The sequence below is a fragment of the Bacillus sp. FSL K6-1145 genome (assembly GCF_038003425.1).
In the GTDB taxonomy this organism is placed as follows: domain Bacteria; phylum Bacillota; class Bacilli; order Bacillales; family Bacillaceae; genus Bacillus; species Bacillus pumilus.
This window is the reverse complement of sequence record NZ_JBBOPC010000001.1, coordinates 2,348,148-2,361,095: the sequence shown is the minus strand read 5'-3', so window position 1 is coordinate 2,361,095 and position 12,948 is coordinate 2,348,148. Positions and strand designations below refer to the sequence as shown.

General features: G+C 41.0%; 12 protein-coding genes. 7 read left to right on the top strand and 5 right to left on the bottom strand.

Annotated elements, in window-relative coordinates; translation table 11 throughout:
- Window positions 1-140 precede the first annotated feature (140 nt).
- Window positions 141-1,061, bottom strand: a complete 921-nt coding sequence (locus tag MHH41_RS11925; protein WP_284906827.1) for a LysR family transcriptional regulator — start codon at window positions 1,059-1,061, stop codon at window positions 141-143.
- A gap of 138 nt (window positions 1,062-1,199) precedes the next feature.
- Between MHH41_RS11925 and MHH41_RS11920 the strand changes: the two genes are divergently transcribed.
- From MHH41_RS11920 to MHH41_RS11900, 5 genes are all read left to right on the top strand, one after another.
- On the top strand, window positions 1,200-2,651 hold the full coding sequence (locus MHH41_RS11920; RefSeq protein ID WP_050943696.1) for an alanine/glycine:cation symporter family protein: 1,452 nt from the start codon (window positions 1,200-1,202) through the stop codon (window positions 2,649-2,651).
- A complete protein-coding gene (locus MHH41_RS11915; protein WP_217012240.1) occupies window positions 2,648-3,805 on the top strand; it encodes an iron-containing alcohol dehydrogenase in 1,158 nt (385 codons plus the stop codon). The genes MHH41_RS11920 and MHH41_RS11915 overlap by 4 nt, the downstream gene beginning before the upstream one ends.
- Window positions 3,806-3,969: 164 nt before the next feature.
- Window positions 3,970-4,719: an SDR family oxidoreductase gene (locus tag MHH41_RS11910; RefSeq protein ID WP_284906828.1), complete on the top strand. Its 750-nt coding sequence runs from the start codon at window positions 3,970-3,972 to the stop codon at window positions 4,717-4,719.
- Window positions 4,720-5,090: 371 nt separating this feature from the next.
- Window positions 5,091-6,311, top strand: a complete 1,221-nt coding sequence (locus MHH41_RS11905; protein ID WP_284906829.1) for an MFS transporter — start codon at window positions 5,091-5,093, stop codon at window positions 6,309-6,311.
- A 70-nt stretch (window positions 6,312-6,381) separates the two neighbouring features.
- The gene (locus MHH41_RS11900; RefSeq protein WP_050943700.1) at window positions 6,382-7,422 is read left to right on the top strand and encodes a 2,3-butanediol dehydrogenase; all 1,041 of its coding nucleotides are present in this window, start codon (window positions 6,382-6,384) and stop codon (window positions 7,420-7,422) included.
- 156 nt (window positions 7,423-7,578) lie between these two features.
- Here MHH41_RS11900 and MHH41_RS11895 read toward each other — a convergent pair whose 3' ends face one another.
- From MHH41_RS11895 to MHH41_RS11880, 4 genes are read right to left on the bottom strand one after another with little or no spacing between them, the layout of a single operon-like run.
- Window positions 7,579-8,292: an amino acid ABC transporter permease gene (locus MHH41_RS11895; RefSeq protein WP_284906830.1), complete on the bottom strand. Its 714-nt coding sequence runs from the start codon at window positions 8,290-8,292 to the stop codon at window positions 7,579-7,581.
- 12 nt (window positions 8,293-8,304) lie between these two features.
- A complete protein-coding gene (locus MHH41_RS11890; RefSeq protein ID WP_050943702.1) occupies window positions 8,305-9,003 on the bottom strand; it encodes an amino acid ABC transporter permease in 699 nt (232 codons plus the stop codon).
- Window positions 9,000-9,860, bottom strand: coding sequence for an amino acid ABC transporter substrate-binding protein (locus MHH41_RS11885; RefSeq protein ID WP_050943703.1), 861 nt, complete (start codon window positions 9,858-9,860; stop codon window positions 9,000-9,002). Before MHH41_RS11885 ends, MHH41_RS11890 begins: the two co-directional genes overlap by 4 nt.
- A complete protein-coding gene (locus MHH41_RS11880) occupies window positions 9,857-10,621 on the bottom strand; it encodes an amino acid ABC transporter ATP-binding protein (protein WP_050943968.1) in 765 nt (254 codons plus the stop codon). Before MHH41_RS11880 ends, MHH41_RS11885 begins: the two co-directional genes overlap by 4 nt.
- Window positions 10,622-10,765: 144 nt before the next feature.
- Here MHH41_RS11880 and MHH41_RS11875 point away from each other — a divergent pair, with 144 nt between their 5' ends.
- A complete protein-coding gene (locus MHH41_RS11875; protein ID WP_050943704.1) occupies window positions 10,766-11,929 on the top strand; it encodes an acyl-CoA dehydrogenase family protein in 1,164 nt (387 codons plus the stop codon).
- A 125-nt stretch (window positions 11,930-12,054) separates the two neighbouring features.
- The gene (blaBPU, locus tag MHH41_RS11870; protein WP_050943705.1) at window positions 12,055-12,843 is read left to right on the top strand and encodes a BPU family class D beta-lactamase; all 789 of its coding nucleotides are present in this window, start codon (window positions 12,055-12,057) and stop codon (window positions 12,841-12,843) included.
- Window positions 12,844-12,948: the final 105 nt, after the last annotated feature.

Genomic DNA, 12,948 nt, shown 5'->3' with positions numbered 1-12,948 from the left:
ATACATGTAATCTCATCAAAATGGTGTGGTGAAAGAAATCGTGAAAATGCCTAACACATTCCTTACATTTATCAAATTTCTTTTAATAGGTGTTATAGAATACGTTGTGAAATATTGATTACGATATAACTAGTCACACTTCATTCAACAGGGAGCTTCCTTTCTGCTAGCCGTGCATTGAGTATATAATCCTCTGTTAAATCCACAAATGCCTTTAAAGCAGGGGACATCCATTTGTTTTTATGCCAAAATAGTTGGATTTTCGTTGTGAAACAGGGTTCCATCCAGTTGATTTTAATGATATTGCCTTCCGCTATTTCTCTTTTCACAGAAATTTCGGGAAGTACAGCGATTCCTAAGCCTGCCATTACACATTTTTTTATGGCTTCTACATCTGCTAATTCTAGTTTACTTCGCGGTTTTGCTCCCGCCTGTGTTAATGAATGTTCAAAGGCGTAGCGATAATCACAGTCTTCAGTTAACAACAATCTTTGCTCGTTCAAATCAATTGGATATACTTGTTGTTTTTTGCTCAAAGGATTTGTTGGACAGCATACAATGGCCATCGGTTCATCTTTTAATTCTTTTACAAGTAAATGTGAGGATATTACAGGATTCATGGATAATAAAGCGACATCAATTTGTCCTTCTAATAATAGATTTAGAACATCCTTTTCCGCTATTCCTGGGCGGAAGATCAGTTCGACTTTTGGATACTTTGTTTGAAAGTCCGTTAAAATATGAGGAAGCCGGTAGGTGCATTGTGTTTCAGATGCACATATTCTCAAAATGCCGCTTGGCTCATTCATTCCGCCAACAGCCTCTAATGCTTCCCCTGTTAAGCCTAAAATTTTATCCGTATAATGTTGAAATTGTTTGCCAGCTTCTGTTAAGATCACCCTTTTTCCAAGCCTTTCAAATAGAGGGGTTCCTAGCTCTTCTTCCAATGCAACAATATTTGCTGTGATGCTAGATTGAGCATAACCAAGCATTTGTGCAGTTTTTGTAAAGTTTAATACTTTTGATGCTGTTTGGAACATCATCAGTTGTTTGATCTCCAACTTCAAGCCTCCCTAAATCGGACGAGCCGATTGATATCATCAGAAAACCTCTATAGATTGATCATAACATTTTTACTATCATAAAAGTAAGCGCTTGCAAGTTGTATTATTTCAAATATTCAGATTTGAAAAGGGGAGATGGCTTTGTTTGAAGTGATTGTCAATTCAGTGAATGATTTTTTATGGACATATATTTTAGTAGTCATGTTAATCGGCATAGGAATTTACTTTACAGTGAGAATGAAATTTATGCAAATTGTCTTACTAAAAGAGATTTTCCGTTCTATTTTTGAAAAAGCGCCCAAAACCAAAAAGGGAAGTCATGAAATTTCCTCTATGCAAGCTTTTTTTATTGGAGCTGCTACAAGAATTGGTACTGGAAATATGGCAGGCGTAGCCATTGCCATCACAGTGGGCGGTCCAGGAGCTATTTTTTGGATGTGGTTTGCGGCCGTTTTAGGGGGGGCTTCTGCGTTTGTTGAAAGTACACTAGCTCAAATTTATAAAATTAGAACAAATGATGGATTTAAAGGGGGACCAGGCTACTATATTCAAAAGCAATTCGGAATGAAGTGGCCAAGCAGGGTTTTTGCCTTTTCTGTTATTCTTAGTTTCGGCTTAATTTTTAACGCTGTACAAACGAATACAATTACAAATGCCTTTCAATATTCATTTGGGATCAGCCCAATTGCCATGGGGCTATTTGTCACAATTTTTACTGCTTGCATCATTTTTGGTGGTGTCAAGCGAATCGCTAATTTTACACAAATCATTGTGCCAATTATGTCGGCATTTTATATCATTTTAGCACTTTATGTGATTGTCACAAATATCGGTGCTGTACCCGCGGCATTAACAAGTATTATGAAAAGTGCGTTTGGGTTAGAGCAAATCGTTGGGGGCGGGATTGGTGCTGCGATAATGAACGGTGTAAAACGTGGGCTCTTTTCCAATGAAGCAGGAATGGGAAGTGCTCCAAATGCCGCTGCTGCCGCTAATGTTTCGCATCCAGTAAAACAAGGGTTTGTTCAATTATTAGGTGTATTTTTTGATACATTAGTTGTTTGTAGCTGTACTGCCTTTATTATTATGCTATCGACAGTAGAAACAGCTGGTGAATTATCTGGTATCGAAATTACACAAGCAGCAATGGCACAGCATTTTGGATCTTGGGCTAGTATTTTCTTAGCATTTGCTATATTTACTTTTGCTTTTAGTTCTATTGTAGGTGGCTACTATTATGGTGAAGCCAATATCGGTTTTATCCATAAAAGTGTAACAGCGCTATTGATGTATCGAATTATGGTATTAATGATGATCATGTTTGGGGCTGTGGCCAACATACAAATCGTTTGGACGTTGGCCGACTTGTCGATGGCCATTATGGCAATTGTCAACTTGATTGCGATTGCAATTCTAGGCAAGTTCGCTTTTGCCGCTTTGGATGATTACATTCAACAAAGATTGTTAGGCAAAGATCCTGTCTTTTATGCATCTAGCATACCAGGTTTAAAAGAAATAGAATGGTGGGGAGCAGAAAAACAAACTGCTAACTCCATAAACACAAATGAAGGAGTAGAAAAATCATGATGAATTTTAAATATCATTGCCAAACAAAAATGATGATGGGGACTGGTCAATCAAAAGAAATCGGATCTATAGTAGAAGATATTGTATTGCCGGGTGCCACAGTTATGCTGGTGACGGACTCTGGTGTGAAGAGCGCAGGGCTCGTTCAGCCTATTGAAGCGTATTTGCAGGAAGCTGGTTATTCTGTCGTTGTATTTGATCAAGTATCTCCAAATCCTAGAGATAGTGAATGTCTAGCTGGTGCAGAGCTCTTTAGAAAAGAACAAGCATCAGCGGTCATTGCGATTGGTGGCGGAAGTCCAATGGATACGGCGAAAGCGATTGCTTTATTAGGTCCAAATGGCGGCATTCCTGAAGATTATATATCAGGGAAGAAGGCGTATGCTAATCTATCTCCATTAATTTGTATCCCAACAACGGCTGGTACTGGTTCTGAGGTGACCCGTTCATCTGTCATTACGTTAGCTGCTTCACATAAAAAAATCACATTAAAGCATGGCTTGCTTCGGCCAACCATTGCGATTTTAGATCCTGCCCTTACATTGACGGTGCCAAAAGGCATAACAGCCGCAACAGGCGTGGATGCATTGGTACATGCTATTGAGGGCTATTCATGTAAAGTAACAAATCCTATTTCGAAAGCAATGGGTGCAAGTGCAATGGAGACAATTGTGAAATACTTACCCAAGGCATATGAAAATGGATCTGATCTAGAAGCGAGATATAAAATGCAGGAAGGGAGCTTACTAGCCGGCTTATGCTTCGGTTCAGCCGATGTCGCAGCCGTTCATTGCTTAGCAGAAGCACTTGGTAGTCTTTATGATACACCTCATGGTATCGCAAACGCGGTATTTTTGCCTTATGTTATGCAATTCAATGCAGTCGAAAATAAGGTATTACACGCAGAGCTTGCCAAAATAATGAGCTTTGCAGATAAAACGGATTCAGATGATGTGGCGATTCAAAAATTAATTGATGGCATGTATACATTCACAAAAAAATTAGGTATTCCAGCACTAAAAGATTTATCTTATGTAAAAGAAGAGGATTTTGAAAAAATGGCTGAATTAGCAGAACAAAACGGCTCTACATCAAGCAATGTTCGTACTGTTACGAAAGCCGACTACTTAGATATTTTAAAGGCTGCTTTTTAAAATCACCATATAGAAAAATAGAATCAATGAATTCCAAAGAAACACCCTCTTCATGACACGATCACTTGGAGGGTGTTCTTTTATGTTTCATGTGGCTAGGTATCGTCTATATATGAGTGGTATGATAGACGACAACATCTGATGGAGAAAGGGTTGGATAAACAATGAAATTTCACAATAAAACCGTTATCATCACAGGCGCAGCCAATGGAATTGGTGAAATGATCGCCTGGGGCTATGCAAAAGAAGGAGCACGAGTGGTGCTTGCGGATATAGATGAAGAAAAGGGTAATCGCTTGGAGGAAAAGCTAAAAAAAGAATCATTAGAAGCTTATTTTAAGAAAACGGATGTGAGGCAAGAAAAGGAGATTCAGCAGTTCATGTCGTTTGCGGCGGAGCGCTGTAAAACGATTGATATTCTCATTAATAATGCTGGTGTCATGTACACAGTATCGCCTTATGAATTAACGCTTGATGAGTGGGATCGTGTGTTACAGACGAACCTAAGGGGGACTTTTTTATGTGCAAGAGAAGCAGCACGTTATATAAAAGAGAATCCAAAAGGCGGTTCTATTGTGAACATTTCATCCACCCGCGCGACCATGTCAGAGCCTCATACAGAAGCATATGCCGCATCAAAAGGCGGAATATCTGCGCTGACTCATGCCTTAGCGGCTTCTTTTAGTTCGGATCATATCACGGTGAATAGCATTTCACCTGGATGGATTGAAACGAAGGATGAGGAGAATCTTCGAGAGATCGATCACCAGCAGCATCTTTCCAATCGAGTCGGCACGCCAAAGGATATTGTGAAGGCCTGCTTTTATTTAACCGATGAGGAGAATCAATTTGTGACCGGCACAGATTTAGTCGTTGATGGCGGCATGACCAGAAAGATGATCTATGCTGATTAACTTGAAAAAACATTGACGCTTTGATCAAGGCGCAGTACAATATGTAACAATTCAGGTGAAGATCGTGATGAAATAAAGACATAGCGCAAATAGAGAAGAGTACATCATGAGCTGTCCCGCACAGAGAACTCCGTGAAGCTGAGAAGGAGCCGGGCAGCATGATGGAACCAAGCCTCTTAGCTCTGCACCGGATTCCTTCAGATGATGGTGCAGCGATATTCTCCCGTTACAGAGATGGGTTCATGATGACCTGCTAAGGTTCATCTGGCAACAGATGAATAAACTGAGGTGGCAACGCGGAGTAAATCCCGTCCTCAAGACAGAAATGTCTTGGGGGCGGGATTTTTTTATGAAAAATAGGAGGAAAAGTGATGAAAAAACATTGGCGGGATATGAGTTTGCTGCTTGGAGCCATCGGAATTGCGAACATAGGAGAATGGATTTATATGATTGCTCTCCATCTGCTCATTTTTCAAGAAACGGGCTCTGTGCTGGCTGTAACAGCCGTCTATATGCTGAGACCGGCTGCGGCTCTTTTGACAAACAGCTGGTCTGGCAGTTTGATTGACAGGCTGAATCAGCGGAAAGTGATGATCAGCTTAGATATCAGCCGAGCTATCCTGATCGCATGCATACCCTTTGCGTTATTTTCAGGACATCTGCTCATCCTGTATGTGATGGTGTTTCTCATTCAAATGGCACAAGCGATGTTTCATCCAGCGTCGATGGTCTATATGACAGGATTGATCCCGGCGAATAACCGAAAACGGTTTAATGCCATTCGCTCATTATTACAATCGGCTGGGTTTTTACTTGGCCCCGCTGCAGCAGGTCTGCTTTTTTTAGTCGGTACACCTGTTTTTTCAATTTATATAAATGCGATCTGCTTGTTGGTATCTGCTCTATTAACAATGTGTTTACCGAATTTGCTCAAACAAAATGCTGGCCAAAAGGGTTTTACCCTTTCAATGTTAAAAGAGGATGCGAGGCTTGTTCTTCGATTTAGTTTGACATCACGCCAAATTATGGCGGTGTATTTATTATTTAGTGCCGCTATCACGGTACTTCCTACTGCCATAGACTCTCTTGAAACAGCCTTTGCAAAAGAAGTGCTTCTGCTAACTGATACACAATATGGTCTTCTTGTGAGTATAGCTGGGGCAGGCATTATCGCAGGCGCAGGTCTCAATTCGGTGATTGTGGAAAGGCTGCCTGTTTCGATCATGCTTGGGATTGGCAGTTTGTTTGTGGCATGTGGCTATCTCATTTATGCTTTTTCCAGCACATTGTTTATAGCCGCTGTTGGATTTTTTATATTAGCATTCTTTTTAGCATTTGCGAACACAGGTTTTATGACTTTCTATCAAACGAATATTCCGATAGAGGTGATGGGGAGGGTAGCCAGTTTTTATGCTTTAGTTGAAGCCATTCTGACGATCATGCTGACAGGTGTCTCTGGTGGGCTTGCACATGTTTTATCAATCCGAACCTCCGTTGTCACCGGGAGTCTATGTATGCTTCTTGTCTGTTTATTGCTATGTTTTGTCATCTTTCGTCCATTGACTGGCAAAAAGATAGTGCATCCTACTTAGAAAATTAAAAAAATTATGTTATAATTATTTAAGTAAGTTAATTAAATTGATGAGAAAAGGAGTCTTACACATGAAAGCACTACGCTGGCACGATCAAAAGGACATTCGACTAGAGGAAATTGATGAACCAAAAGTTGCTCCAGGAAAAGTGAAACTTAAAGTGAAATGGTGCGGCATTTGTGGTAGTGATTTACATGAATATCTAGGAGGACCTATCTTCATTCCAGTGAATGAACCTCATCCACTGACAAAAGAAAAAGCACCTATTACACTGGGGCATGAATTTTCTGGTGAGGTTGTTGAAGTAGGAGAAGACGTCAGCAATTACAAAGTAGGCGACCGAGTGGTTGTTGAGCCTATTTTTGCAACTCACGGACATCAAGGTGCTTACAACTTAGATGAAAACATGGGCTTTTTAGGACTTGCCGGAGGCGGCGGTGGATTCTCTGAATATGTATCTGTCGATGAAGAATTACTTCATTTATTACCAGACGAAATTTCATATGAGCAAGGGGCACTTGTAGAGCCTTCAGCAGTTGCTTTATATGCCGTTCGTTCTAGTAAAGTACAAGCTGGCGATACAGCGGCTGTGTTTGGTTGCGGACCAATTGGCTTGCTTGTTATTGAAGCATTAAAAGCAGCTGGTGCTACTGATATTTACGCAGTAGAATTATCTAAAGAACGCCAAGAAAAAGCGAAAGAGCTTGGAGCGATCATTGTTGATCCTTCTCAATATGAAGATGTTGTTCAAGAAATTGCACGCCGTACAAACGGTGGCGTCGATGTTTCTTTTGAAGTGACAGGTGTACCTGTTGTATTGAAGCAAGCAATCCAATCAACTAGAATTTCAGGTGAAACAGTCATTGTAAGCATTTGGGAAAAAGGCGCAGAAATTATGCCAAATGACATCGTCATTAAAGAACGTACAGTTAAAGGGATCATCGGCTATAGAGACGTATTCCCATCTGTATTAAACTTAATGAGAAAAGGCTATTTCTCTGCTGATACACTCGTTACGAAAAAAATCAAGCTTGACGATGTAATCGAGGATGGCTTCAATGCATTAATCAATGAAAAAGATCAAGTGAAAATTTTAGTTAGTGCTGAATAGTAAGACAACGAAGGGGAATGGCAAAAGCCATTCTCTTTTCTATTCATAGCGATCAATCAATGGAAAGAGCAGGACAATTTCCTTTAACACACTTAAAAAAAGGTGAATAAATGGATCAAAAAAAGTCGATCAGGTTCTCGTGCCTGATCGACTTTTTTATCGTCCAAGAGATCTTCCGTACACGCTGACTCGTTTCTCTAACAAGGCAAAAGCGAGTTCAAAGAAAATGCTCAGCAGCCAATAGATCAAAGCAGAGACGAGATACGTTTCTAAAAACTGATAGCCGTCGTTCGCAATGATTCGGGAAATCCCCATGATCTCAAGTACTCCAATCGTAAACGAAAGAGAGGTGGCTTTTAATAGCTGAATGAGCTGATTGCCTAAGTTCGGCAGGGCTACCACAAATGCCTGCGGCAAAATAATGCGCATCATCGCTTGGCGTGTCGTCATCCCCACAATTTTTGCCGCTTCAAGCTGTCCTTTGTCTACCGCAAGAAGTGCACTCCGAACGACCTCTGTTAAATGGGCGGCTGAATGGAGGCTGAATGTAATAAGGGCAACAGCTAATGGGGAGACCATATCTGGATGAAAGGTCAGCCCGAATGTACCGCTCACTTTGGTTAGAACAAAAGGAAGTCCATAAAAGAAAGCGAACAACTGAACAATAAGAGGCGTTCCTCTAAAAAAGGAGACATAGAGCGTCACAAGCTGCCTGAGTACAGGAATGCGGAAGAGACGAATGAAAGCAAAAACAGATCCAATCATCAGGCTTACAGCCATGGAAACGAGTGCAATCAATAAAGTAAAAGGAACGCCTTTTAGAATAAGAGGTACTTGGTCAATCGCAAATGGAATATCAATGGTTTGCATCAAATCGCCTCCTTAACGTGACAGGCTGGTGCGGCCTTTTACAAATTTCCTTTCAAGCAGCATGGTGATCAGTTCAATACTCATGCAAATAAGCCAATACACAATCGCAATGATCACATACACCTCAAACAGACCGATTCCGTAGTTATTTCCTAAAATGATCTTCACCTGCCCCATGATATCAATGAGTCCGATTGTAAAGGCAATTGCCGTGTCTTTGACGAGATCAATGGTGTAATTTCCGAGGTTCGGCAGTGCAATGAGGAAGGCCTGCGGGATAATGATCCTAATCAACGCTTGTGTATCTGTCATCCCAACAATGTAGGCGGCCTCCAGCTGATCCTTCCCGACAGATGAATACGCACTGCGAAAAACTTCAGATAAATAAGCGCCCGTATGTAAAGAAAACGTCATCATCACAAATAGCACACGATCCCAATGATTGATTTGAATCCCTGCCACAAGCAAAAGCTGAGGCAGTCCAAAATAAATCAAGAAAAGCTGAACAATTAAAGGTGTACTCCGTGTAAAAGATAAATAAATAACAGCCAATTGCTTCAGTACTGGGATTTGCTTGATACGAATACATGCAAATAGCAAGCCGATGATGATGGCAAAAAACAATGACACGATAATAATGAGAAAAGTGATTGGCAGGCGTTCAAGCACCTGTAAAAAAATGCGCAGCCAATCTCCAGCTGTAAACGTCATGACGCTTCATTCCTTCCTTCATTTTGATCGCCTTGCTCTGAGATGTCATCAATATCTTGAAAGAAATCAATCCCAAACCACTTTTTCGCCAGCTTAGGCAGTGTTCCATCATCAATCATCTCTTGTGTGATCCGGTCCAAATCTTTTGCAAGCTTCTTCTCGCTTGGCTGTAAGACAAGATAGATAGGCTCCTTTGACACAATGCCGCCAACTTTGACCTTTAGGTTTAAATGCTTTTGAATGGTATCAAAGGTTGAAATGTTCATAAATGCTGCATCTGACCGTCCACTTTCAACGCGCTTTAAGTTAAGCTCATTTGAAGGGCTCTCAATAGTCGTCAGCGGAATATCCGGATCATGCTCTTGATTATATTGATTTAATATCGAACGCAAGCCTCCGCTAGGGCTGACAGGAGCCAGCTTTTTAGATGTCATATCATCAAGCGATCGAATCTCTTTGTCTGATTCATTCACAATTAAACCTGTCATCGAATAACCATACGGAACCTTAGGGTAAAGGAAACGCTTTTCACGTTCAGGATTACTAAAAAACCAATTAGCCGCCATTTCAAACTTCCCTGCGCCTACACCAATTAAATTCGATTCTTCCTCGCCAAAAATGTAATCAAAATGTACGTGAGGAAGTCTTTTTTCCACTTCATTTAAATAATCAATGTTATAGCCAATTGGTTCGTTTCGGTCATTTGTTGCTAAAAAGGGTGGATTGACCTCTGCACTTAGTGCGACTTTTACAATTTTTCTACCATCATCTGTCGTGGTTTTCACACTGCTGCAGCCCATCAGAGAAAGAAAAAGCAGAAGGACACCGGACATCATGAATGCTGTCTTTTGTTTCATTTGTCTTTCTCCGATTCTTGCCACATGCCGCGATGAATTCTTGATAAAAATTGTTTCGTTCGTTCATGCTGTGGCTTCAATAGGACGTCTTCTGGTGAGCCTTTTTCAACGATTTCGCCATCTGCCATAAAGATCACCGTATCCGCCACGTCCTTTGCAAAAGAAATTTCATGCGTCACAATGACCATCGTCATGCCTTGACTTGCAATATCTTTGATCATTTCTAGAATTTCTCCTACCATCTCTGGGTCCAGTGCCGACGTAGGTTCATCAAACAAAAGCAATGAAGGGTTCATCGCAAGAGCGCGGGCTATGCCAATTCGCTGCTGCTGACCGCCGGACAATTCACTCGGAAATGCATCCTTTTTATGTAGCAGTCCAATCCGCGTTAAAAATTGCTCCCCTACCTTTTCAGCTTCTTTTTTAGACATGTTTTGAGACACGATCAATCCTTCTGTAATATTTTCAAGTGCTCGTTTATTCTGAAACAAGTGATAATGCTGAAACACCATGGAGGATTGCTGCCTGAGTTTTAGCAGATCTTTTTTATGATATCGTTCAAATTGAATCGTGGCTTCACCAACCGTCAGCTCACCTTTGTCTGGAATATCGAGGCTGTTTAAGCTGCGAAGAAGTGTTGTTTTTCCTGACCCGCTCGGTCCAATAATGGCGACCACTTCACCTTCTTGTACGGTGAAATCAATGCCTTTTAACACATGGGTCTGCCCATAAGATTTATGTAGATTAGTAGCTGAAATCATAAAAGCATCACGTTCCTTTGACATATGTACTTAATATTGATAAAATTTAACACATTAAATCCTATAAGTAAAGTGTGTTTTATTTATTCCGATTGGAAAAATCAGATATGATAGATTGTGAGATATAGAGGAGTTGGATACGTTTTGTCTAAAGCATTATTTGTCGATACCGATTTTCAAAAAACATGGCTCAATCAACTAGAATCTCTTCGTGAAACGATCGAACAAACGGCAAAAGAACATGATGAAGGCGCTTATTTTCCTGAAAAAAATATTGAATCATTAGTAGAGATGGGCTATACAACGTTGTCTCTTCCTGCTGAATACGGAGGCGGAAGTCAATCTGTGAAAGATATGGTTCTGTTTCAAGAGACGCTCGGCAGTATGGACGGAGCGACCGCTTTATCAATCGGCTGGCACCAAGGGGTTGTAGGCGAAATTTACGAAAAGAAACAATGGAATGAGCAGCAGCTGCAATTCTTTGCGGAAGAAGTGAAGAAGGGCGCCCTTGTCAACCGTGCCGTGAGCGAGGCGCAGACAGGCAGTCCAACAAGAGGCGGGAAGCCTGGGACAACAGCCACTAGATCAGGTAATGAGTGGATCATCAATGGACGTAAAATTTTCACAACGATGTCACCGGCACTTACATACTTTTTAGTCGGCGTATGGATCGAGGAAAAAGAGGCCATGGGCTTCTTCTTAATTCACCGTGAGACAGAAGGTGTTTCAATAGAAGAAACGTGGAATGTTGTGGGCATGAGAGGAACTGAAAGTCATGATTTAATCTTAGATCAGGTGAAGGTTTCAGATGACATGCTTGTGGAGGTGCAAAAAGGGCCGCGGGGTGTTACGCTAAATCCTTGGATTGCACATATTCCTTCCTGCTATTTAGGGATTGCGCAAGCGGCAAGAGACTATGCTGTTCAGTATGCCATCACCCACTCACCGAACAGCATCAGCGGAACGATTAGTGATCTGCCAAATGTCCAAACACTGATTGGCGAAATCGACTTACTATTAAAGCAAGCACGCCACGTCATCTACTCAACGACCACTTTGTATGAAAAGCCAGAGAAAAGAGAGCTGTTAATCAATGAATTTGGTGCTGTGAAGCATACCGTCGTTAATCATAGTTTGCAAGTTGTCGATAAAGCTATGCGTTTAGTGGGTGCGAAAAGCTTAAGCCTAGACTGTCCACTGCAGCGCTACTATCGAGATATTCGTGCCGGGCTCCATAACCCGCCAATGGACGATATGACGATATCAAAAATGGCGAAACAGGCCATTCAAGAGAAAAAAGAGAGCTAATATACAGTAAAAAGCCGGATAAATCGGCTTTTTTTTATTTGAAAGAAAAGAGGACAAGCGTACCTTATATCCCATCGCTTAAACATGCTACAATCATGGCAATCATGGGAAAAGGAGCGGTTGTCTTGAAGAAAAAGTATATAAAATGGCTGTTTTCTAGCATCATGCTGATGGCACTTTGTATCAGCCAGCCTTCATCAACTGTAGCAAGATCACCAGCGTGGTCAGTAGATGAATTCTTTAAAAATCGGGAAGGCACGTTTGTGATTCAAGAAGTAGAAGAAAAGTCCCCTTGGGTGTATAACAAAAAAAGAGCGAAAGAGCGCTTTGCACCTCAATCGACATTTAAGGTAGCAAATGCCTTAATCGGACTCCAAACGGGCGCAGTGAGAGATGAATACGACATCAAATATTGGGATGGCGTAAAAAGAGAGATTGACAGCTGGAATAGGGATCATACATTAGGATCTGGCATGAGAGATTCAGTCGTCTGGTACTATCAAGCCATGGCACGTGACATTGGAGAAGAACGTATGAATCATTGGGTGAAAGCCATTCATTATGGGAACAAAGACATATCTGGCGGAATCGATCAATTTTGGTTAAGTAGTACCCTGCGAATTTCTCCTATCGAACAAGTTCGTTTCCTCAAACAGCTATATGAAGAGACTCTTCCATTTGACCTAAAGAACATGAGAACAGTTAAACGAATGATGGTACAAGAAGAAGAGAAACACGCCACCCTATACGGAAAAACAGGCTCGGGATCAGGTATCGGCTGGTACGTAGGCTTCATCAAACATGAAAACAAAACCTACATCTTTGCCACAAATATCGAAGGCACCGGAATAGAAGCAAAAGAAATCACCTATCGCATTTTGAAAAAATATCATTTGATTGAAGCATCCGTTTAGGGTGCTTTTTTTATGTGAAAAAGGGGATTTATTGATAAGTTGATGATATATGGTTTAGTTTGAAAGAATGATATATTTATTGAAATATATTGAAGTATCATTTCA

Excerpts from the sequence above, each read along its gene's own strand:
- MHH41_RS11900 (WP_050943700.1), top strand. The coding sequence starts at position 6,382 with ATGAAAGCACTACGCTGGCACGATCAAAAGGACATTCGACTAGAGGAA.
- MHH41_RS11895 (WP_284906830.1), bottom strand. The coding sequence starts at position 8,292 with ATGCAAACCATTGATATTCCATTTGCGATTGACCAAGTACCTCTTATT.
- MHH41_RS11905 (WP_284906829.1), top strand. The coding sequence starts at position 5,091 with ATGAAAAAACATTGGCGGGATATGAGTTTGCTGCTTGGAGCCATCGGA.
- MHH41_RS11890 (WP_050943702.1), bottom strand. The coding sequence starts at position 9,003 with ATGACGTTTACAGCTGGAGATTGGCTGCGCATTTTTTTACAGGTGCTT.
- MHH41_RS11880 (WP_050943968.1), bottom strand. The coding sequence starts at position 10,621 with ATGATTTCAGCTACTAATCTACATAAATCTTATGGGCAGACCCATGTG.
- MHH41_RS11885 (WP_050943703.1), bottom strand. The coding sequence starts at position 9,860 with ATGAAACAAAAGACAGCATTCATGATGTCCGGTGTCCTTCTGCTTTTT.
- MHH41_RS11920 (WP_050943696.1), top strand. The coding sequence starts at position 1,200 with ATGGCTTTGTTTGAAGTGATTGTCAATTCAGTGAATGATTTTTTATGG.
- MHH41_RS11910 (WP_284906828.1), top strand. The coding sequence starts at position 3,970 with ATGAAATTTCACAATAAAACCGTTATCATCACAGGCGCAGCCAATGGA.
- MHH41_RS11915 (WP_217012240.1), top strand. The coding sequence starts at position 2,648 with ATGATGAATTTTAAATATCATTGCCAAACAAAAATGATGATGGGGACT.